This window comes from Escherichia whittamii (assembly GCF_014836715.1).
Lineage (GTDB): Bacteria > Pseudomonadota > Gammaproteobacteria > Enterobacterales > Enterobacteriaceae > Escherichia > Escherichia whittamii.
Genome location: NZ_JACSQI010000001.1, coordinates 302,045 through 325,348 on the forward strand (window position 1 = coordinate 302,045; position 23,304 = coordinate 325,348).

The 23,304-nt window shown below is 49.6% G+C and carries 13 protein-coding genes and 3 pseudogenes; 11 read left to right on the forward strand and 5 right to left on the reverse strand.

All coding sequences use genetic code 11. The features are described 5' to 3' along the window. Positions 1-123 precede the first annotated feature (123 nt). The 3 genes from hsdM (at position 124) to symE (ending at position 3,613) form a co-directional block, all read left to right on the forward strand. Positions 124-1,710, forward strand: coding sequence for a type I restriction-modification system methyltransferase (hsdM, locus tag H9644_RS01370; protein ID WP_064530238.1), 1,587 nt, complete (start codon positions 124-126; stop codon positions 1,708-1,710). Continuing rightward, a complete protein-coding gene (locus tag H9644_RS01375) occupies positions 1,710-3,044 on the forward strand; it encodes a restriction endonuclease subunit S (protein ID WP_064530237.1) in 1,335 nt (444 codons plus the stop codon). Before hsdM ends, H9644_RS01375 begins: the two co-directional genes overlap by 1 nt. A 227-nt stretch (positions 3,045-3,271) precedes the next feature. Continuing rightward, on the forward strand, positions 3,272-3,613 hold the full coding sequence (gene symE / locus H9644_RS01380) for an endoribonuclease SymE (protein WP_064530236.1): 342 nt from the start codon (positions 3,272-3,274) through the stop codon (positions 3,611-3,613). A gap of 42 nt (positions 3,614-3,655) precedes the next feature. Here symE and H9644_RS01385 read toward each other — a convergent pair whose 3' ends face one another. The 3 genes from H9644_RS01385 to H9644_RS01395 all read right to left on the reverse strand — a co-directional run bounded on the left by H9644_RS01385 (position 3,656) and on the right by H9644_RS01395 (position 13,912). Next, complete coding sequence (locus tag H9644_RS01385) at positions 3,656-9,997, reverse strand: DEAD/DEAH box helicase (protein WP_191772788.1); 6,342 nt, start codon at positions 9,995-9,997, stop codon at positions 3,656-3,658. Positions 9,998-10,009: 12 nt separating this feature from the next. Further along, the gene (gene yjiT / locus H9644_RS01390; protein ID WP_191772790.1) at positions 10,010-13,300 is read right to left on the reverse strand and encodes a protein YjiT; all 3,291 of its coding nucleotides are present in this window, start codon (positions 13,298-13,300) and stop codon (positions 10,010-10,012) included. 483 nt (positions 13,301-13,783) lie between these two features. Next, on the reverse strand, positions 13,784-13,912 hold the full coding sequence (locus H9644_RS01395) for a DUF1127 domain-containing protein (protein WP_225567298.1): 129 nt from the start codon (positions 13,910-13,912) through the stop codon (positions 13,784-13,786). 212 nt (positions 13,913-14,124) lie between these two features. Here H9644_RS01395 and H9644_RS01400 point away from each other — a divergent pair, with 212 nt between their 5' ends. Next, positions 14,125-15,537, forward strand: coding sequence for an aminotransferase-like domain-containing protein (locus tag H9644_RS01400; protein WP_191772794.1), 1,413 nt, complete (start codon positions 14,125-14,127; stop codon positions 15,535-15,537). Between the two features lie 241 nt (positions 15,538-15,778). On the opposite strand, the gene H9644_RS01405 is transcribed toward H9644_RS01400, so the two are convergent. Then, the gene (locus H9644_RS01405; protein ID WP_191772796.1) at positions 15,779-16,735 is read right to left on the reverse strand and encodes an Rpn family recombination-promoting nuclease/putative transposase; all 957 of its coding nucleotides are present in this window, start codon (positions 16,733-16,735) and stop codon (positions 15,779-15,781) included. A 185-nt stretch (positions 16,736-16,920) separates the two neighbouring features. Here H9644_RS01405 and H9644_RS01410 point away from each other — a divergent pair, with 185 nt between their 5' ends. From H9644_RS01410 to H9644_RS01420, 4 genes and pseudogenes are all read left to right on the forward strand, one after another. Further along, entirely contained in the window at positions 16,921-18,201 is a 1,281-nt protein-coding gene (locus H9644_RS01410; RefSeq protein WP_191772798.1) for a DUF445 domain-containing protein, read from the forward strand. Positions 18,202-18,272: 71 nt separating this feature from the next. Next, positions 18,273-18,482 (forward strand): annotated as a pseudogene (locus H9644_RS21460) (hypothetical protein); the annotation flags it as partial. Positions 18,483-18,642: 160 nt separating this feature from the next. Further along, complete coding sequence (locus tag H9644_RS01415) at positions 18,643-19,503, forward strand: SdiA-regulated domain-containing protein (RefSeq protein WP_064530229.1); 861 nt, start codon at positions 18,643-18,645, stop codon at positions 19,501-19,503. A 67-nt stretch (positions 19,504-19,570) separates the two neighbouring features. Continuing rightward, positions 19,571-20,749, forward strand: a complete 1,179-nt coding sequence (locus H9644_RS01420; RefSeq protein WP_191772800.1) for an MFS transporter — start codon at positions 19,571-19,573, stop codon at positions 20,747-20,749. Between the two features lie 12 nt (positions 20,750-20,761). Here the strand turns inward: H9644_RS01420 and H9644_RS01425 are convergent. Further along, a pseudogene (locus H9644_RS01425) lies at positions 20,762-20,824 on the reverse strand (RNA 2'-phosphotransferase); the annotation flags it as partial. Positions 20,825-20,963: 139 nt separating this feature from the next. Here H9644_RS01425 and H9644_RS01430 point away from each other — a divergent pair. The 3 genes and pseudogenes from H9644_RS01430 (at position 20,964) to iadA (ending at position 23,289) form a co-directional block, all read left to right on the forward strand. After that, positions 20,964-21,646: pseudogene (locus H9644_RS01430) on the forward strand (nucleoside recognition domain-containing protein). Then, positions 21,643-22,104 (forward strand): YjiG family protein, encoded by a 462-nt coding sequence (locus tag H9644_RS01435; RefSeq protein ID WP_000211971.1) that lies wholly within the window; start codon positions 21,643-21,645, stop codon positions 22,102-22,104. The pseudogene H9644_RS01430 and the gene H9644_RS01435 overlap by 4 nt, the downstream one beginning before the upstream one ends. A gap of 12 nt (positions 22,105-22,116) precedes the next feature. Beyond that, the gene (iadA, locus tag H9644_RS01440) at positions 22,117-23,289 is read left to right on the forward strand and encodes a beta-aspartyl-peptidase (RefSeq protein ID WP_191772802.1); all 1,173 of its coding nucleotides are present in this window, start codon (positions 22,117-22,119) and stop codon (positions 23,287-23,289) included. Positions 23,290-23,304: the final 15 nt, after the last annotated feature.

Genomic DNA, 23,304 nt, shown 5'->3' on the forward strand with positions numbered 1-23,304 from the left:
CCGGGGATTCACTCGCTTGCCACCTTGATGCAACCTGAATGATTTTGTGTATATTACCCCCGGCAATTTCTTTTTCTGCGGCCCCAAACAATGCGGGCCGCTGCTTAATTTACGGAACTCACAATGAACAATAACGATCTGGTCGCCAAGCTGTGGAAGCTGTGCGACAACCTGCGCGATGGCGGCGTTTCCTATCAAAACTACGTCAATGAACTCGCCTCGCTGCTGTTTTTGAAAATGTGTAAAGAAACCGGACAGGAAGCGGAATACCTGCCAGAAGGCTACCGCTGGGATGACCTGAAATCCCGTATCGGCCAGGAGCAGTTGCAGTTCTACCGTAACCTGCTGGTGCATCTGGGCGCCGACAATCAAAAGCTGGTGCAGGCGGTGTTCCAGAACGTCAACACCACCATTACCCAGCCGAAACAGTTGACCGAACTGGTCAGCAATATGGATTCACTGGACTGGTACAACGGCGCACACGGTAAGTCGCGCGATGACTTCGGCGATATGTACGAAGGTCTGTTGCAAAAGAACGCGAATGAAACCAAGTCTGGCGCGGGCCAGTACTTCACCCCGCGTCCGCTGATTAAAACCATTATTCATCTGCTGAAACCGCAGCCGCGTGAAGTGGTACAGGACCCGGCAGCAGGTACAGCGGGCTTTTTGATTGAAGCCGACCGCTACGTTAAGTCGCAGACTAACGATCTGGACGACCTTGATGGCGACACGCAGGATTTCCAGATCCACCGCGCGTTTATCGGCCTCGAACTGGTGCCCGGCACCCGTCGTCTGGCGCTGATGAACTGCCTGCTGCACGATATTGAAGGCAACCTCGACCACGGCGGCGCAATCCGTCTGGGCAACACTCTGGGCAGCGACGGTGAAAACCTGCCGAAGGCGCATATTGTCGCCACTAACCCGCCGTTTGGCAGCGCCGCAGGCACCAACATTACCCGCACCTTTGTTCACCCGACCAGCAACAAACAGTTGTGCTTTATGCAGCATATTATCGAAACGCTGCATCCTGGCGGTCGTGCGGCGGTCGTGGTGCCGGATAACGTGCTGTTTGAAGGCGGTAAAGGCACCGACATTCGTCGTGACCTGATGGATAAGTGTCATCTGCACACCATCCTGCGTCTGCCGACCGGTATTTTTTACGCGCAGGGCGTGAAAACCAACGTACTGTTCTTTACCAAAGGGACGGTGGCGAACCCAAATCAGGATAAGAACTGTACCGACGACGTGTGGGTGTACGACCTGCGTACCAATATGCCGAGTTTTGGTAAACGCACGCCGTTTACCGACGAGCATTTGCAGCCGTTTGAGCGCGTGTATGGCGAAGACCCACACGGTTTAAGCCCGCGCACTGAAGGGGAATGGAGTTTTAACGCCGAAGAGACGGAAGTTGCCGACAGCGAAGAGAACAAAAATACCGATCAGCATCTGGCTACCAGCCGCTGGCGCAAGTTCAGCCGCGAGTGGATCCGCACAGCGAAATCCGATTCGCTGGATATCTCCTGGCTGAAAGATAAAGACAGTATTGATGCCGACAGCCTGCCGGAGCCGGATGTATTAGCGGCAGAAGCGATGGGCGAACTGGTACAGGCGCTGGGCGAACTGGATGCGCTGATGCGTGAACTGGGAGCGAGCGATGAGGCGGATTTGCAGCGTCAGTTACTGGAAGAAGCGTTTGGTGGGGTGAAATAATGTCACTTGGATATATTTCAGGTTCTTTACCTCAGGAGTGGGAAACACCTTTTTTGAAAGATATGGTATACCCAAAACAATGGAAAACTATATCTGTAAAAGATCTTACTCCCTGTGGTTATACTGTATATGGTGCAAATGGGAAAATAGGATTTTATAGCGAATACACACATGAGAATCCGACCATTATGTTAACTTGCCGTGGGGCAACCTGTGGCAATATTCATATATCCGAGCCATTTTCTTATATAAATGGCAATGCGATGGCTTTAGACAATCAGCCAATAAATTTAATAGGCCTACATTTTCTAAAATACGCACTTCAAGCAAGAGGCTTAGAAGATGCGATTTCAGGTTCAGCCCAGCCACAAATAACCAGACAAGGTTTAGAAAAGGTTCAGGTGCCTCTTCCCCCTCTGGCAGAACAAAAAATCATTGCTGAAAAACTTGATACGCTGCTGGCGCAGGTAGACAGCACCAAAGCACGTCTTGAGCAAATCCCACAAATCCTGAAACGTTTTCGTCAGGCGGTATTGGCGACTGCAATAAAAGGAAATTTAACAGAAGAATGGAGGGATAGCTTAAAAATTTCTCCGCCTGTTTTTATAACCTTAGAAGAGTTGATTCAAAGTATAGATCAAGGCTGGAGTCCGAAATGTGAAAATCATCCAGCTAATGAGTACGAATGGGGTGTAATAAAAACCACGGCTATACAACCAGGATACTTCGTAAGCAAAGGGAACAAAAAATTACCTGAATCTCTTACACCAAGATTTCATTTATCACTAAAAGCTGATGATATTTTAATAACCAGGGCTGGGCCTCGAGTAAGGTGTGGAGTTACTTGTATTGTTGATAAAGATTATCCATACTTAATGATATGCGATAAAGTCTACAGGGTTCGTGTACAACCGAACAAAATATCCAGTAAGTTTCTAAACTGGTGTCTAAATTCACCTCAGTATTTAGATATCATTGAGAAAATAAAAACTGGTACATCTGATAGCGGTATGAATTTAACCCAAAAGAAATTTTTAGCACTATTGATTAATGTTCCCAATATTACCGAACAACACGAAATCGTTCGCCGCGTCGAGCAACTCTTCGCCTACGCCGACACCATAGAAAAACAGGTCAACAACGCCCTGGCCCGCGTCAACAACCTGACGCAATCCATCCTGGCAAAAGCGTTCCGTGGTGAACTCACCGCCCAGTGGCGGGCCGAAAACCCGGAATTAATCAGCGGAGAAAACAGCGCCGCCGCGTTGCTGGAAAAAATCAAAGCTGAACGCGCAGCCAGCGGGGGTAAAAAAGCCTCGCGTAAAAAATCCTGATCATTATTTTCTGGCGCACCTTTCCGGTGCGCTTTTTATTATTTCATGCCAATCATAACTCACATAAATATATTTAAATCATTCCAGAAACTGCCCATTTTATTCTATTTTTAGCTGGACTTTCCCTGTATTTACTGATGATATATCCAGGTATTTAGCGCGGTGCGGATGTGCGCCAACACACCCGCACCGCTCATCACAATCCCTATTTCTAAGGAATAGTAATCATGACTGACACGCATTCTATTGCACAACCGTTCGAAGCAGAAGTCTCCCCGGCAAATAACCGTCAATTAACCGTGAGTTATGCGAGTCGCTACCCGGATTACAGCCGTATTGCCGCCATCACCCTGAAAGGTCAGTGGCTGGAAGCCGCCGGTTTTGCCACCGGTACGGCAGTAGACGTCAAAGTGATGGAAGGCTGTATTGTCCTCACCGCCCAACCCCCCGCCGCCGAAGAGAGCGAACTGATGCAGTCGCTGCGCCAGGTGTGCAAGCTGTCGGCGCGTAAACAAAAGCAGGTGCAGGAGTTTATTGGGGTGATTGCGGGTAAACAGAAAGTTGCATGAATGGAAAAACGCTCCCGACACGACGTCGGGAGCGGTTCATCATCAGGAGGCGATCACCTCCACCAGCACATCCGTTGCCCAGCTCTCTTCGCTGTTGGCCACATTTCCTTCATTGCAGGCCTGAGCCATTTTGACTAACTGGAAAGAAACGTCATCGCTGAAGTCAAAGTAATGCCATTTCGATGCAAAGTTGATACGCCAGTAGCCCATCCCCTGATCGAAGCGGATCTTCAATACCTGACCATCTTCAAAAGTCACCGTCAGTTTACGATGGTGAGGGATATCGCGCGGCGAGTCGAACACCGTCAGCTCTACCGGCCTGCCCAGCGCAGCTGCAAACCACTGATCAGCGAAATCCTGAAAATCCGCTATGCTCATCCAGTCATGGAAAGGCCGGTTACCGGGGCGATCTTTATCTTTAAACAGCGTATCCAGCGCCACTTCAGCGCCATCGGTCAGCTTTGTTTTTAGCGGTTTCAGAATTGACCCCAACAACGCCAGCGCAACCGGGTTTTGCAGATAGCGATCGGTATAGTGAACGCCGGTAATTCGCGTGTTTTTCATCAGTGACTGCGCTTCTTCATGGTCGTTAAACAGCACGTCCCAGAAGCGTTGCCCAAACTGCGACAGTGGTCCATTCAACTGTTTGTGGATCTGAATGTCTTTGACCCGCTCGACAGCGTTGGCGGCTTTAGCCGGCAGAATAAACTCGCTCAGTTCTACCGTTTTATAACCGAGACTACGCACCACCAGTTCGTCATTCAGGTGCCACTCCGGCCCCGGAATCGTTGCCTGCTGGCTGCGAGAGGCCAGCGTCATCACGCGATCGGCAAAGGTGACCTGGGCAACAATCGGTAATTGCAGCTCCTGCTCAACATGGCACAGCCGCACACCCAGCGCAGCAAATTGCGAAAGTTCATGCAACAGATCCGGGTCATCCACTCCCGCAGGGATAACAAGATCGACCTCGACGTTGTCTTTTAGCCGATAGCTCTGAATAGCCGCGCGGAACTGACGGGCGTATAAATCCCACTCATTGGGCGCGCCGGTCATCCACAGGGTAAGCTTTTCAGCACCTTCGTTAATCGCCCGGCGAATCGTATCGCCAATAGCGCCAGGGCAGTAGCGGGTATCCGGCAGCGAGAATGTCTCTTCATCCGGTAAACCGATGTAATACGTGAAGTCATCGCCAAGCCAGGCCAGTGCCGCTTTGCGGTCCAGCAAATCGTGATCGTGGCGAGTCTGGGAATCAAGCAGGCATTCACTACATGCAGTATCACAATGGCGGCAGCCTAACTGTTTCACCATTCCCTGCAATATAGCTTCAATGTGTACCGGTGCGCTGGAGGCAAAACCTGCACCACCGCTGATCACATCATAAAGCTGAACGGCTAATACCGATTGCCCATCCTCCAGTCTGACCGGACGTACAGAATAGCCGAGTTCTGCGGCGGAGATACCCAGAACGCCCGCCAGCGCCTGACGCAGAGCAACCGCCAGAGTCATGGCGACAATCCGACCCTCCTCTGTGTTATCTGGCAGATACTCGCCGTTTTGCGGTTTGCGCAGAACCATTTCAAAGACATCGGTGCGCGCCAGTGCGCCCAGGGTGACGTTCTTCATGAGTGCCGTCGAACCTGGGCAAATCAGACGATGATTCTGGCTGTCGCGGTCCGCTTTACCCGGACGCGGTGGATAGTGAGCTTCCATACTTTTCGGCGCATCATTTTCATTCAGCATCGACTCCGCACGGCCACAGCTCAGACACAATGCATAACCGTGTCCACCTTCCCCCAGACTTTGCTGGAAAACATGCCCATCAGCCCCAGAAGCCATATAACCCATTAGCGGGTTAGGTAACGGTACGGGCTCTGCTTTAACAAAGACCCAGGCGGGGACAACCGGGACGAATTTCATGGTTTCAATATTGTTCGTTACCGGAGCGTGTGCATCGGTGACAAACCCGGCAGGCTGCAGCACCTGACGGCGATTATCCATGATTATTTTTTCGCCACAGGCGCTATTGGAGCAAAAGAGCATCCCGGAACTGCTCATCCCCTCTTCATAGCCAATGGTCCCGCATTTGTGACAGCGCCAGGCACAATCCAGACGCTGGGCTTCATTGGTATCGGCATTGATATTGTGCCAATGCAGTGAGACACCGGCAGAGCGGAAGACACGGCCATCAAGAATGATCTCTGCTCCCGGCGCATATTCACGAATGGCAACACCGAGGTTACGGGAAGGTAATCCTTTATAACGGGAGACGTTATCTTCACGGTCCTTTTTATCACGACTTTTCTGCGATTTTTCGCGGATATAATCTTCCATCGTGAAGTTATCAAACGTCACTACATCTGTCGGGAAGCCGTATCCCGGCAGGAAGGTTCTGGCAGCCAGGTCGCGCAGCAGATACTCGCCACAGTGCCGTTTCTTCTCCAGCTCTATGCGCTTACGATAAGGCGTTTGCGGCTGCGACTCACGCTCCTGGGCCACGAGATCGCGATAAACGGAGAGCCACCGCTGTTGCAGGAAGGTGATCGCGTTGATTGTTTTATCCCGCAGATGTTCGGCTCTTGCGCCATGCAACGCCGTACCTTTCACCAGCCGTTCCAGCGCCGTGTCGATATCAAGAACCGGGCGTTCCAGCCAGATTTTAAAGCGTTCGCATTTTGATTGCCCGTCATCTTCACCGAAAAACCAGAGGCTATCGAGGCTGGTTTTCTCTTTATCGGTTTCGCCAATAACGTTACATAAAAAGTCGGACAGTAATAATGCATTGACGTGACGTTGCACCAGTCGAGCGGAGTTCATCGCAACCATGGGTGCCGGGATCATGGTTTCAAACGGCCAGAGCGGGTTGGCAAAAACCTGCTGGTCGTGTGGGTTACCTTTACATAGGGTGTAAGAGATCGCACGCGACTCTTTACTACGCCCGGCTCGCCCGGCGCGCTGTAAATAGTTGGCCGGATGTGGCGGAACGTTGTTCATTACCACCGCAGTAATGCCCCCGATATCAACCCCCATTTCCATGGTGGTTGAACAGTTGAGAACATTAAGTTGCCCATTCTTGAACATCTTTTCATAGCTTTGCAGGCGCTCTGAAGACTGCTGGGCTGAGTGCTCGGCTGTACGGTAGTAGAAGCCGCCTTCCACGACACGATCGTTAATGTCTGTCCAGACGTTTTCTGACCGCAATTGTGCGATCAGCGGATCATTGCTGACCCAGTCGCGTGCTTTTGCCAGACCCTCTGCGTAGTCTTCCTGTGAACGATCCAGCTTCCAGATTTCCGGCATGGTGACTTTCTGCGCGACAAAACTGTCATATTGCACCTGGGTAAGATGCTCGAACGAAATATGGGTAGGCAGATAAGGGGTTAAGCCTTTAAAAGCCGTATCCAGGATTTTATTGGTTACCGGGCAAATCCAGGCATCCGTGATTAAAGAAAAAGTCATATGCTCTTTCGGTAAATAAAAACGGTTGCCATCGGGTTTCAGTACTGCAAGCGGTCCGGTAAGTTGGGCCCATGCTTCTTTCAGCCATGTATTGATAATATCAATAGTCGCCGTATTGACGGTTTTGAATCCGGCTCCCAGCATCAGCAACTTCGCTAAACGATGGGTTATATTGCCATTACGAATTTGAGGCCAGCGTCTGTTCTGATTATCTTCAGGATCTTTTGATTCCGGGTTACGGACGAATTTTGATGAAAAACGGCTACCGATCCAGTTTTTCAGCTCATCATCCAACTGTGTGAAGTTACTCTCACGAACGTAATGATCCAGCGTAACTTTGAGAAAATCGCGCCAGTCATCCAGCGTTAATCCTTTTTCCTGCCAGTGCAGAGGGATCTTATGTATTTTCTCCAGTCCCAGGTAACCAACCTGAACAAGCCCCTGTGTTTCCAGGCTGTTGGTTCGTTTAGGGCGACGCATGAATTCCCGGAACAACAACATTTCCGAAAGCTTTAGAGGCCCGCCGTTTTCATTAAAAACTTCAGGCTTAAGATAATGGTTATATTGCAGAACCGGCCCGCGGATATCGGCTCTCTCTTTAAGCTCGTTAACCATTTCTGTCCAGGTTCGGGATACCAGAATAGTCGCGGCTTTCCCACCGGTTGCAGCCTGATAAGCCTGTTCAAGCTGTTCAGCCTGCGCTTGCGACAATTTAGCCTGGTCCGGCAATCCCCAGCTTCGATATTCTTCTGCCTGCTCACGGGCTTGCTTCGCCCTGGCCGCTAATTTTTCCAAATCGGCATTGGCATTCGGCGCTGTGGACGTTTGTGTCCGTTGATGCCAACTCAGAATTTCGACTACGCTTCCACGTAAGCGACTGCGTTCTGCTTCTTGCTGCATACGCACCGCCATTCTGGCTGTACCTTGTCGACTGTCCGTAAAAGTAATGAGTCGACGTCCTCGCCCTGGCAACGAATCTGGTCCGACGCCCTCTTTGCCTTCATCACTGGTAAAGTCCTGACAATACTCAAGAACGGTGGGCACGATGTTAGTAACGTAAAATGGCCCTCCTAATAATGCACGCCGGAAGGGCTGTTTCCCGCTCACGCCGCTGTAGCCACAGCCACTGGCGCCACAAACCTTTTTATCATTAATAATCAGCGGAATGCTGTCATTGTTAATAACGCCAATACGGCGCGTCTGGCGGTCGAGGCGTTGTAGGGTATAGCCTGTCTCGCTGCTCTCTTCTGCGGCAATAATCAACGGAGGCAGGAAACCGTTCTCTTTTTCGACTTTTTCCGCTGTAGCGTCATGTTCAACAGGTACTTCATCCTGCAAAGAGAATTCATCGCCACCTTTATTTTCCCACTGGACTAGTTTGCCCTTTTTATCCTGTGCCAGAAGATGAGGCTCATTACAATCATTACAGAATGCAACTTCGTATACAGGGCTTCCACAGTCACAATTTTGTCGCTGGTTCACATATACATAGCCAAAGGGCCAGCCTTTTTCGAGCGGTGTACCGTGCTTTAACTTACAATCTTTATCAACACAAGCCCATATTCCCTGGGTATTACGCTGGAAGATATGCGCCCTGACTTTAAGAAATGCGGGAGCTTTTGCATTAGGTTGGGTACCTGAACAGACGTCGATCCAACGCAGTACTTCCTGCTGGCTGTAATGCTTTTTAGTCAAAGCATTTAACCGCTGCATCATCTCATCCAGCCTCATTGGATTGGGCTGTTTGACCAACATCTCACGTATGTAACGCGCTTCGGGGGAGTGCGTGAGCGCATAAAAGCGATCCGGACTTATTCCTTTAATTTTATTGTTATTTTTATCTTTTATATCCTCATCAGGTATTTGCTCTATTTCGTCTAACGGAATAGAAACGTTCTTGCACGGTTCCAGCTCAGGAATCACCCGACTTCCGTCCAGAACATCGATGCGCTCCTGCGGAATACCAGATAACTCAGAGAGAAATTTTTTCAGCTGTTTTTCAGCATCGCTGCCGGCAATGGTCGCAGAGGTCGCTACAAAGCGCACGTCATCTGGTGTCACGCCAAACGCTGTCATCACACGACGCAGCTGGAGCGCCAGTTCAGCGGCCTGCGACCCTACATAAGTATGAGCTTCATCCAGTACGATCCAACGTAGTGATTTTTGTTCTCTGGATTGCTGGATAATTGGGGCGTCGATCTGGCGAACCATCATATATTCCAGCATCGTGCCATTGGTCACCAGAATCGGAGCTGGTTCTTCACGCATTTTTTCGCGCGAGAGCACCTCATTCGGCCTTTTTGCCTGTTCGCTTTTTACCGAAGCGTGTAGGTTTTCGGTGTTGCCGTTGTAAAGGCAGTAGCGGATCCCAGTACCAAAACCACGCGTCCAGGCATCCAGACGCTCGCGCTGTGAATTGATCAGGGCGTTCAATGGATAGAGAAAAAGGGCTCGGACACCGACCAACGGATTGTTGCCGTTTTCATGCAATTCCCGGTAGAGATCTTCCAGCACCGGAACCATAAAACATTCCGTTTTACCTGAACCCGTACCACTGGTTACCACCACCGAATGTTTCTTTTCCAGCAAAGCTTTCCAACTGGCTAACTGGTGCGTAAAAGGCTTCCAGTCAGCACCAAACCGGTACCGGCCATTACTCTGATCATCCAGTGAATCAACCACTGCTTTGCTCAACAATGCGTTGCCTTCCGTCAGGCTGCGCATCGTGTGGTTTGACTCCTTCCAGCCAAACATTTGCTGGAATACCGGAGAAGCAAGGAATGAGCCCGGTTTCCCACAATCAGCCCCCATTTGCTGCGCGAGATGTTCACGCAACTGCGGGTTTGTAACGCCCATGATACTGAGCGTTGCTTCAGTTGAACGAGACAACGATTGTTCAATAAGTGACGAAAAATAGCGTGTAGTCATCCTTATTCCTTTTTATTTTTTAGCAACATAACGCAACAGGCTGCACTGGAAGATGGTCTTAAACCAGCGGGAATCGAAGTCCCTGACTTGCCTCAGGAAAAATACGGCACCGGGTTTACGGTCAAATACAGCTTCAAAAGAAGTATTTCCGCTTGCCACAGCTGCAGCGAAGACGGGTAACCAGGCCACGGAATAGCGGTAGTCTGCGTCAGGATTAATACCAATCACTGGATTTTTTTGTGACATCACCCAGCTATGCAGACGCTTGCAGCCATATTCAGGCCAGCGAGCTTCACTGTGCTCACGTAAAAGCTCCTGATACCACTCGTGGACAAAAGACTCAGGAATAGACGGGGGGAGATATCCGTTACTTAACCATTTCTCAATTTCGTCGGCATATGTCGGGAACACGAGCCCCAGTCGTTGAAACATATTAGTAACCAGTAACTTCTGGGTTTCCTCTGGTGCACCTTTTTGGCTCAGGAACAATTTGAAACGCTCAGATGCAGCTTTGATCTCAAAGATGGGGAAAAACTCCCATAAAATAGGGAACTCATTCTCAATACGACTCAGATACTCTGCTGACATTTCGAATTTGAAGAGCGACATCGCCAGTGCCTGCGGATGCTGCACCAGTGCACGCCATACTTCAAAGGTTGCCAGCGGTAAATAACCAAATTGATCGTACAGACTACGCATAAATTGCCAGCCGGAATGGGCAGGATCGTTAGCCATCTGTCCGAGTACCAGTGTGATGGTATTAACTTCTGCCTGTGGATTAAAAAGCTGGGTCGCTTTCTGCAATGAGCGGATGTTGCTTTCTTCTACCGGTAACGAAGATTCGCCACGAATGAAGCAGGGGCGAAAAGCCATCTCTTCACCCGGTTTAGGAACAACCAACCACGGTCCATTTTTGTTAACGATCGAGCTCAATTCATATTCACCGACAGGCACTCCCTCGCTCATTCTTGACGCTAAGGGAATGGATTTCCTCTCGGGTTCACTTAACAGCATGATAACGGGGGAAGGAATTTGTCCGCCTCGATGGTTCACCGACTGGCTGAATAATAGTTCTTTTTCATAGTCATAGCGCAGGTTGTATTTATAACGGCGAATTTGCCAGGCCATGACCACCCCCGCCCCCGTAATACGCATCTCAACAACCTGATCAATACCTGCCTCAAGTGAAATCAGGTTCTCAATATGTTCGCGCAGACTATAGAGATTCAATTCAACAGGACGATCGCTCAATGCCGTATAACACCATTCGTGCCATGCCTGTAATCCACTAACGGAGCGCAAATGCAACTGCAATGTATATCTTGTCGGTTCACCATTTCTGGAAAACAGGAACGCTCTGGAACCCAGCAGATCATGCAGCGTAATGTTTTTATCCAGGGGACGTCCGTTTACATCAAGGGCCAGGCAACCTTTAGCAGGGAAAGGTAATTCAATGTCGATGGGGTCAGCCGCCAAATTAGGCAGAACTTGTAATGTAACAAATGCCGGAGGTATCCCTTCAGCTTTAAGCTGTATCTCTGTTCGCCCCTCGGTACGCTTACGTGTAGCCTCCAATGTTTTATCTTTAAGTTTTGCTACGCAAGGATGCTGTGTGGTGATTACGATAGAACCTTCATTTGCGCGCACACCGCCTTTTATCTCAACACTGAAATCTGCTGGCAGGATACCGATTTTGCGACGTAAGAGCGTTTCATTATTACTATTCCGGATAGAAAGATATTGAGCCCCCATCATCTCTTGTATATGACATTGCTCAATTGATATTCCGCTCAGGTAACGCGTTACATCAATGCTCTGAATATCCGGTAGTGTAGAAATGACTTTTGGTACACCAATAAATGTCTCATCTGGATGACAAACCCAGCTTGCTCGCTTTCCATGTAGAGCAAATCCCCCGGTGTTAATTTGTTCTCTTCCGGTGCGAATCCGATAAGTTTCATTTGCTGTAATAGTAACGTCCCGACATCCTTTAACAGGTAACGCTCTAAGTCCTAATACGTTTATTGCGCTCGGTTGGCCATCAAAACCGACAACAGTGCTGTTGTCCCGGGGGAGCACAATCAGAACATCGCTGCTTTGCACACTGCAGGAAGCCTGACCCTGTAATAGCCATCGTTCTGCATCAACGATGAAGGTTAATGGCACTTCGCCAATGGCAATTTCACTGTCATCAAGTTTAATGCTCCCAACAATCATCCCTCCAGCACGAGCGACTAACGACAAACTTGCCGATGGTTTTTGCCTGACAAATCTCACTTCGCTTTTACGTAACCGAACTGTTGCCTGTCTGTTTTCCAGAGAGGCATAGGCTGGCCCAAGACCAGAAACTTCCTCACCATCTTCACAAATGGCAAGTTCAAAGCGCGTGGTTGAAGGCTCGCTGGTTATAGGGAAAGAAACTTCGTCAGGGAGAGATACTATCGCCCTAAACTCATCAGGATGCTTTTCTGACCAATAGAATCGGCAACGCTTACTCTTATTTTTTTGTACCCGAGGTTTAGCTTCAATAGAGGCTGCGCAAAGCAGTCCATTCAAAAAACGCGTTCCTGTTTCATCATCTAACGGTATTGGAAACTCGCTTCGCCAGGTAGGGTGAACCTTATCAAGCTGTCGTACTGGTTCTTTGTGATTTATTAGATTGTGAGTAAGTACTAAGGAATTGAGGTTATCAGCCATATGGCTGATAAGTTCTACAGAAGTATCTTCGCTAAAAACAGTTGGCAGCGCTGATTTTTCTATGACAGCTCTTGCCAGCGAAAGGGCAGAAAAACCTGACTGTTTTGCTTGCTCATATTGTCCAAGGATCCTCGAGAAAACAGCCAGAAAGCGACTGTCTGATTCTTTGAGTAGCCGGAAAGGTAAACCACCTTCACTGAATAATGTTCCGATAAAATTGCGTCGTTCAGATTCATAAAATCGAATTGGGCGCAGCCAGTAATCTTCCATCCCTTTCGGTACGATAGTACCAAGCTCTGTGGCGGTGAATGAAATTCCTATTTTTTTATATATAGGGTCCCACGTCCATCCGCATTGCCGTTCATAATCCCTGCGGTACCACTCAGAGCAAAAAAGAACAAAACAGGCAGCAAAGTCCCTATTACATATATTAGATTGTGATTGACCGACTGCACGGAGTAGCTGCGTTAATTGGTTATATTCATCATTGGTCGCATGATATTCATAAAGAGGACGGCCATCCGGTTGTCTCAACCCTCTAAGATTCACAAAGTTACTTAGCCAGGAAGTACATTTTACCCATGAAATGTATTCTGATTGATCCAAAGCAAGCCCCTTACAGATAAAAGAAACAAAAACAAAACCCCAGAACAAATTAAAACCAAAAGAAAACTTTTTAGGTTATCGTACAATCAACTAGACGACAACAACTAATTTTCAGATCGGTACTTACAAATCATTTTAAGTAAAAAACAATACCGACCATCTATTAATCACGATTTATTTATCACCTGAGTTTATAATTTCAAATGAAAATAACCTATACATAATCAAAAAGTATTCAGTTACTAAAAATTAACTTTCCAAGATATAAAACAATTAGAGAAACTGCACAATCGGGAATAATGAGAGTTGTAAAGTCAGTCAAAAAACACATGAAATTACTGTGCGTTTTTTGACCATTACTGACATACATCTAAAGAGGCTGGCGAAGAAAATATCCCTGTACACTCCATGACTATTGAGGAGGTGTCTTGGGAAAATGTTTATAACTTAATTTAAAAGTCAAAAACGTTTTAATTTCCCCCCTCACTCCACATCCTCCCTGCGTAACCCAATATCCTTCAACCGCTCATCACTCATCTGCTGTAACACGCGCCGGGTCTGTCTATTCAGACACCAGCTTCTCACCGCCTGCCAGAGTTGCACGAAACCGATAAACGGCGCTTTGGCTTTGTTTTCGTGAAATTCCATCTGCTGCCTCCTCATCTTTCAGAGGCTTAATCATCCGCCTTCTGGCAGTTCACAATACAGATTCAAATATTACTTTTATTTAACATACAGACAGGTTAAAACAACATCTGCATCCGGTTTTTTGCCAGCATCTGTACCGGTTTCTCTCTCTGTATGGTCCAAATAAGGAATACAGCATGACGCGTTACCAACATCTGGCGACTCTGCTTGCCGGGCGAATTGAGCAAGGGCTGTATCGTCACGGGGAGAAATTGCCGTCGGTGCGCAGCTTAAGTCAGGAGCACGGCGTCAGCATCAGCACCGTGCAGCAGGCGTATCAGACGCTGGAAACGATGAAGCTCATCACCCCGCAGCCGCGTTCGGGTTATTTTGTCGCGCAACACAAAGCCCAGCCGCCAGTGCCGCCAATGACGCGTCCGGTGCAGCGCCCGGTGGAAATTACCCAGTGGGATCAGGTGCTGGATATGCTGAAAGCGCATAGCGATAGTTCTGTAATTCCGTTCAGTAAAAGCACGCCGGATGTCGAAGCGCCCAGTCTGAAACCGCTCTGGCGTGAGCTAAGTCGGGTGGTGCAGCATAATCTACAAACCGTTCTCAGCTATGATTCGTTAACCGGTCAGCGGGTATTGCGCGAGCAGATTGCCCGCCTGATGCTCGACAGCGGTTCGGTGGTTACCGCCGATGACATTATCATCACCAGCGGCTGCCATAACTCGATGTCGCTGGCGTTAATGGCGGTGTGTAAACCGGGCGATATTGTCGCGGTTGAATCGCCCTGTTATTACGGTTCGATGCAGATGCTGCGTGGCATAGGCGTGAATGTGATTGAAATCCCAACCGATCCAGAAACCGGCATCAGCGTTGAAGCCCTGGAACTGGCGCTGGAACAGTGGCCGATCAAAGGCATCATTCTGGTGCCAAACTGCAACAATCCGCTGGGATTTATTATGCCGGATGCGCGCAAACGGGCCGTTCTCACTCTTGCGCAACGCCATGATATTGTGATTTTTGAAGATGATGTCTACGGCGAACTGGCAACGGAGTATCCGCGCCCGCGGAGCATTCATTCATGGGATAGCGACGGTCGGGTGCTGCTGTGCAGCTCATTCAGTAAAAGCATTGCCCCTGGCCTGCGCGTGGGCTGGGTCGCGCCAGGGCGTTATCACGATAAGCTGCTGCATATGAAATACGCCACCAGCAGCTTTAATGTGCCGTCCACGCAAATGGCGGCGGCAACGTTTGTGCTGGAAGGCCACTATCATCGCCATATCCGACGGATGCGGCAGAACTATCAGCGCAATATGGCGCTTTATACCTGCTGGATACGGGAATATTTTCCCTGCGAAATCTGTATTACGCGCCCGAAAGGCGGATTTTTACTGTGGATAGAATTGCCTGAACAGGTCGATATGGTCTGCGTCGCGCGGCAATTGTGCCGCATGAAAATCCAGGTAGCGGCAGGCTCGATTTTCTCAGCTTCCGGTAAATACCGTAATTGCCTGCGCATCAACTGCGCTTTGCCACTCAGCGAAACCTATCGCGAAGCACTGAAGCAAATTGGCGAGGCCGTGTATCGGGCAATGGAATAAATACGAAATCGTGACGACGCGCCTGAATTTCCTCTCACGAATAGCCTGTGACTCGTTTTATCTCTGCTGGGTCATCACCAAATTCCAGTATGGCTTAGGAAAGTGCGCTTTGTTCATGCCGGATGTGGCGCTAGCGCCTTATCCGGCATAAAAATATTGCAAATTCAATATATTGCATGGGCTATGTAAGCCTGTTAAGCGTAGCACATCAGGAAGTTTGGCGTTTGTCATCAGTCTCTGATTAGTACTCGATCCATGGAGCGCGCTTTCTTTCAGGCAAGGGCTGTTCTAATGCCTGTATTTGCTCTGCCGAAAGTCCGGTATATCGTTGTATCCATTCAGGATCTGCACCATTTTGCAAAAACAATCGGAGAAGGCGCTGTTCCCCTTCTTCTTTACCTTCGATCCTCCCTTCTTCCCTTCCCAACAGCCATCCCGCATTATGAATTCGCTCTGCAATCGTCATGATTCGCTCCCTGTGTTGTGGCATTCGACGGGTAAGTTCGCTGATAAACTCCTTAAAACTCACTTCATCACCAGTCAGTAAAATGTAATTTAACAGCGCGGTTATCTGGCTGTCATTAGCACACTCTGTAACCAGTAATGCTACCAGTTGATCAATCAGCCCCATCATATTGCGCTGGCGAATATGCTTTTGGATCAACTCCAACAGGGCGACTCTGCGATGCTGCACAATCTCGTCGTCCGGCACCACGGTGATATCCACCAGCGGGAACGCGGCGGTATAAAGCTTCCGTGCGGTAATCGGGTCGGCAAATTCATCCAGCCAGCACAAAGACCAGGGGTAAGGACTACGACTACCGTGATAAAACAGCATCGGAATGACCAGCGGTAGCGGTCGGCGTTTATCATGCTCTATATGGCGCTGCATCACCGCCATGGAATATCGCATCAGGCGAAAGGCCATATGTATATCCTCGCGGCTCTGATGTTCAATCACCACATAGATATAGCCATCGCCTTCGCGGGTCTTTACCGACCACAGAATGTCGGAATGTAGCGCCCGTAATTTTTCATCGACAAAGCTGGCTGACTCCAGTTTTAAGGTGTCGAGATCGCACAGTTCACGTAAATCTTTGGGTAAATGGATCTCCATAAAATCCCGCGCAGTGTCAGGGTGTGTGAGAAAAGATTTGAATAATGCATCATGCGGCGTGCTGGTCGTGAAGTTTGTCATGGCGGTCCGTCACCTATAAAAGAGATGGCCTGACTTTAGCGATTAATAAACCAACTCTCACCCGGCAATATCCCGTTCCCCGAGGCGCTTTCCAGGCTATTTTTATTCTTCTGCAAGCGATACATTTTTATGGAAGATATCTCGCTTTTTGCGCTTTCTTATCGTCAGGCTCTATTCTTAACATTATGAATAAACTCATTGAACTCAGACGAGCCAAAATGTTGGCGCTCTCTTTGCTGCTTATCGCCGCGGCTACCTTTGTCGTTACGCTGTTTTTGCCGCCCAATTTTTGGGTGAGCGGCGTGAAGGCGATTGCCGAAGCAGCGATGGTCGGCGCGCTGGCGGACTGGTTTGCGGTGGTGGCGCTATTTCGCCGTGTGCCGATTCCGATTATTTCTCGTCATACGGCGATTATTCCGCGTAATAAAGACCGGATTGGCGAAAATCTCGGCCAGTTCGTACAGGAAAAATTTCTCGATACCCAGTCGCTGGTGGCATTAATTCGGCGTCACGAACCAGCGTTGTTAATTGGTAACTGGTTCAGCCAGCCGGAGAACGCCGCCCGCGTGGGTCAGCATCTGTTGCAGATCATGAGCGGTTTTCTCGAATTAACTGATGATGCGCGTATTCAGCGCCTGCTTAAGCGCGCGGTGCATAAGGCGATCGATAAAGTGGATCTTTCCGGCACCAGTGCGCTGATGCTGGAAAGCATGACCAAAAACGATCGTCATCAGGTGCTGCTCGATACGTTAATCGCACAACTGATCGCCCTGCTCCAGCGCGACAAATCGCGCAAATTTATCGCCCAACAGATTGTGCGCTGGCTGGAGAGTGAGCATCCACTGAAAGCGAAAATCTTACCTACCGAATGGCTGGGCGAACATAGCGCGGAGTTGGTTTCTGACGCCGTGAATTCTTTGCTTGATGATATCAGCCGCGATCGCGCGCATCAGATCCGCCATGCTTTTGATCGCGCTACCTTCGCGCTGATCGAGAAACTGAAAAACGATCCCGAAATGGCAGCGCGAGCCGACAATATCAAAGCGTATCTGAAAGAAGATGAAGCTTTTAACCGCTATCTCGGTGAATTGTGGGGAGATTTGCGGGAGTGGTTGAAAGTGGATATCAACAGCGAAGATTCTCGCGTGAAGGAACGCATCGCGCGAGCAGGACAGTGGTTTGGCGAGACGTTAATTGCCGATGATGCCCTGCGTGCCTCGTTAAATGGTCATCTGGAACAGGCCGCTCACCGCGTCGCGCCAGAGTTTTCGGCATTCCTGACTCGCCATATTAGCGATACGGTAAAAAGTTGGGACGCGCGGGATATGTCCCGGCAAATCGAGTTAAATATCGGCAAAGATCTCCAGTTTATCCGCGTTAACGGCACGCTGGTCGGCGGTTGTATTGGGCTGATATTGTATCTTTTATCGCAAATTCCGACCTTGTTATCCCTCGGCAACTTTTAGAAAACGATGATAAAAGCTAAATGACTAACCGCGAGAGAGAACAAATAAAGCACACTTAAATCATGGTGATAATGCGGTCTTTTTCATTGTCTCCCGTGCACGGGGAAGCACTTGTCACCGCTCTACCCGCCAGTTTCGAGCAGTTCTCCGAAGCGCGGCATTCCGCTGGTTGGCACTGACTGCACGTTTATGTCGCAGAAGATGCTAGCGGCCTCCGGTGCGGTTGCTCCACCTTAGCTGAAACTATCGAAGAAGCGGAGAAAGAGCCTGCGCAATCTTTGTCATTGCGCAACGAACTGAAGCCCGCATTCATCAACTACAGGAAGAAAGACAGCGACTGAAAATGCATTGCACATTACGGTCTGGCTCCGCGTTAAGGATTCATTAAGATCGCTACGTATACTTCTCGATATCTTATTGATTTGCCTTAAAGGGATTACCGTGACAAAAAGTATTTCGTTAAGTAAACGCATCGCCGTTATTGTGATTCTTTTTGCCATTGTGGCAGTGTGTACTTTCTTCGTGCAATCTTGCGCCCGTAAAAGCAATCATGCGGCATCATTTCAGAATTACCACGCCACCATTGACGGCAAAGAAATTGCAGGCGTAACGAATAATATCTCCTCGCTGACCTGGTCGGCACAGAGCAATACCTTGTTTAGCACTATCAACAAACCCGCCGCCATTGTTGAAATGACCACCAATGGCGATTTGATCCGCACTATTCCGCTGGATTTTGTTAAGGATCTCGAGACGATCGAATACATTGGCGATAATCAGTTTGTCATTAGCGATGAGCGCGATTATGCCATTTATGTGATTTCACTGACCCCAAACTCGGAAGTAAAAATCCTCAAAAAAATAAAAATCCCGCTGCAGGAATCTCCAACCAATTGTGGTTTTGAAGGGGTGGCCTATTCTCGCCAGGATCACACTTTCTGGTTTTTTAAAGAGAAAAATCCGATTGAGGTCTATAAAGTTAACGGACTGTTAAGTAGCAATGAATTGCACATCAGCAAAGACAAGGAACTACAACGTCAATTTACTTTAGATGATGTGTCCGGCGCAGAATTTAACCAGCAAAAAAATACGCTTCTGGTGCTGTCTCATGAATCACGCGCACTCCAGGAAGTAACGCTGGCGGGCGAAGTTATCGGTGAAATGTCACTAACTAAAGGTAGTCGAGGTTTGTCGCATAACATTAAACAGGCCGAAGGGGTTGCGATGGATGCCTCTGGTAATATTTATATCGTTAGCGAACCAAATCATTTTTATCGCTTTACCCCTAAATCATCACATTAACAGGCTGGCATGTTTCACTTTTTTGTTATTAACTTGTTAACAACAAAAAATACAAACAAGGTTAAACATGCCCCCGTCCTCGCATCCCGTAGAACGCTTTTCTTTCAGCACCGCGCTTTTCGGGATGCTGGTTCTGACCTTAGGGATGGGATTAGGTCGCTTCCTTTATACGCCTATGTTGCCCGTCATGATGGCGGAAGGGGCATTTTCATTTAGCCAGCTCTCGTGGATTGCCAGCGGCAACTACGCGGGGTATCTGACTGGCAGTCTGCTATTTTCATTTGGCGCATTTCACCAGCCGTCGCGCCTGCGCCCATTTCTGTTGGCTTCTGCCCTGGCGAGCGGATTGTTGATCCTCGCAATGGCATGGTCGCCGTCGTTTATTCTGGTGTTATTGATTCGCTTCCTGGCGGGTGTCGCCAGCGCCGGAATGCTGATTTTTGGTTCGACGCTGATTATGCAGCACACCCGCCATCCCTTTGTGCTGGCTGCTCTGTTTTCTGGCGTTGGTATTGGCATCGCGCTGGGCAATGAATATGTACTGACGGGCCTGCATTTTGCCCTCTCCTCGCAAACGTTATGGCAAGGCGCCGGGGCGCTTTCTGGCATGATGCTGATTGCACTTGCGCTTTTAATGCCCTCGAAAAAACACACCATCGCGCCAGCGCCATTGGCAAAAGCGGAGCAACAGATAATGAGCTGGTGGTTACTGGCTATTCTGTACGGCCTGGCGGGATTTGGTTATATCATCGTCGCGACTTACCTGCCGCTCATGGCAAATGATGCAGGCTCACCATTGTTAACCGCTCATCTCTGGACGTTAGTCGGCTTATCAATTGTGCCTGGCTGCTTTGGCTGGCTATGGGCAGCAAAACGCTGGGGGGCTTTGCCCTGCCTGACGGCGAATTTACTGGTGCAGGCTATCTGTGTACTGCTTACTCTCGCCAGCGACTCTCCTCTCTTGCTTATCATCAGTAGTATTGGTTTTGGCGGCACCTTTATGGGTACGACCTCTCTGGTGATGACCATCGCCCGCCAACTGAGCGTACCAGGAAATCTCAATCTTTTAGGCTTTGTGACGCTCATTTACGGCATTGGGCAAATTCTGGGCCCGGCGCTAACCAGTATGCTCGGCAATGGAACATCGGCGCTTGCCAGCGCCACTCTTTGCGGCGCAGCGGCGTTGTTTATTGCCGCGCTGATCAGCACAGTGCAATTATTCAAGCTGCAAGTGGTCGCTTCATAAGGGCAATTTCCCTTACCACTCAAGAAACTCAACCGCAACCGTTGATGTCAGCCAGACCCCGTTTTCCGCTTGCCATTTTCCACTATGCAAAAAACGCATAGCCAGAAACATACTTGCATTTTCCCCATACCCACATGACTGATAAGGTTTTTCAGCTCCAGGAATTTTCCTGGTAGCCGCAACACACATACACAAAAAAACAATGGGGATTGTTATGACACAACAAGGGGATGCTGTAGCTGGGGAGCTGGCGACAGAAAAAGTGGGTATTAAAGGGTATCTGGCCTTTTTTCTCACGATTATCTTTTTTCCGGAGTTTTTTCCGGAACAGACGGTTGGTGGCGTGTTTTTGATTTTTCCGTTCTGAACGGATCGTTTGGGCAACTGCCTGGTGCGAATGGCGCGACCACCTCGTTTCGCGGCGCAGGTGGCGCAGGGGCTAAAGATGGCTTTCTCTTCGCGCTGGAACTGGCACCGTCAGTGATTCTCTCGCTGGGGATTATCTCAATTACCGATGGTCTTGGCGGATTGCGCGCCGCGCAGCAGCTAATGACGCCCGTGCTAAAACCGTTGTTGGGCATTCCAGGTATCTGTTCACTGGCGCTAATCGCCAACCTGCAAAACACCGATGCCGCCGCGGGTATGACCAAAGAGCTGGCACAGGAAGGGGAAATTACCGAGCGCGATAAAGTGATTTTTGCCGCTTATCAAACCAGCGGTAGCGCCATCATCACCAACTATTTCTCTTCCGGCGTCGCTGTGTTTGCCTTTCTGGGGACGTCCGTAATCGTACCTTTAGCTGTCATCCTGGTGTTTAAATTTGTCGGTGCCAACATTTTGCGCGTCTGGCTTAACTTCGAAGAACGTCGCAACCCAACGCAAGGAGCGCAAGCATGACAACTCAGGTCCGCAAAAATGTCATGGATATGTTTATCGATGGCGCACGCCGTGGCTTTACTATCGCCACCACCAACCTGCTGCCGAACGTGGTGATGGCGTTTGTCATCATTCAGGCACTGAAAATTACTGGTCTGCTCGACTGGGTGGGACATATCTGTGAACCGGTAATGGCACTGTGGGGATTGCCCGGTGAAGCGGCAACCGTCCTTTTAGCCGCATTAATGAGTATGGGCGGCGCAGTCGGCGTTGCCGCCAGCCTGGCGACCGCTGGCGCATTAACCGGCCACGATGTCACTGTATTACTACCCGCGATGTATTTAATGGGCAACCCGGTGCAAAATGTCGGTCGCTGCCTGGGGACAGCCGAAGTGAATGCCAAATATTACCCGCATATCATTACGGTCTGCGTGATTAACGCACTGCTGTCGATCTGGGTTATGCAGCTTATTGTTTAACAAGGAGTTACCATGATTGATTATTCCGCAGCCGGTTTTACCCTGCTGCAGGGAGCGCATTTGTACGCGCCCGAAGATCGGGGAATTTGCGATGTCCTCGTCGCTAACGGCAAGATTATCGCCGTTGCCAGCAACATCCCTTCCGACATCGTACCGGACTGCACGGTTGTCGATCTCAGCGGGCAGATCCTCTGCCCAGGTTTTATTGATCAACACGTCCATTTAATTGGCGGCGGCGGCGAAGCTGGCCCTACCACACGTACGCCGGAAGTGGCATTAAGTCGTCTGACAGAAGCAGGCGTCACGTCAGTGGTTGGTCTGCTCGGCACTGACTCTATCTCTCGCCACCCGGAATCCTTACTCGCCAAAACTCGTGCACTCAATGAAGAAGGCATCAGCGCCTGGATGCTGACCGGTGCTTATCATGTGCCTTCCCGCACCATTACTGGTTCGGTGGAAAAAGATGTGGCGATTATCGATCGCGTGATTGGCGTGAAATGTGCCATCTCAGACCACCGTTCGGCCGCGCCGGATGTTTATCATCTGGCCAATATGGCGGCGGAATCCCGCGTTGGGGGGTTGCTTGGCGGTAAGCCTGGCGTCACCGTGTTCCACATGGGCGACAGCAAAAAGGCGTTACAGCCGATCTATGACCTCCTTGAGAACTGCGATGTGCCTATCAGCAAATTGCTGCCGACCCACGTTAACCGCAATGTACCTTTGTTTGAACAGGCGCTGGAGTTCGCGCGCAAAGGCGGCACCATCGATATCACCAGCAGCATTGACGAACCGGTCGCCCCTGCCGAAGGTATTGCCCGCGCCGTTCAGGCGGGTATTCCACTGGCTCGCGTCACCCTTAGCTCCGACGGCAACGGCAGTCAGCCGTTCTTTGACGACGAAGGGAATTTAACGCATATCGGCGTTGCGGGTTTTGAGACGTTGCTGGAAACCGTGCAAGTGTTGGTCAAAGACTATAACTTCAGCCTTAGCGATGCCCTGCGTCCACTCACCAGCAGCGTCGCTGGTTTTCTCAACCTGACCGGTAAAGGCGAAATTCTGCCGGGTAACGATGCGGACCTGTTAGTCATGACGCCGGAACTACACATTGAACAGGTATACGCTCGCGGCAAACTGATGGTTAAAAACGGCAAAGCCTGCGTGAAAGGAACGTTCGAAACTGCATAAGCGGTTGTCAGCCGC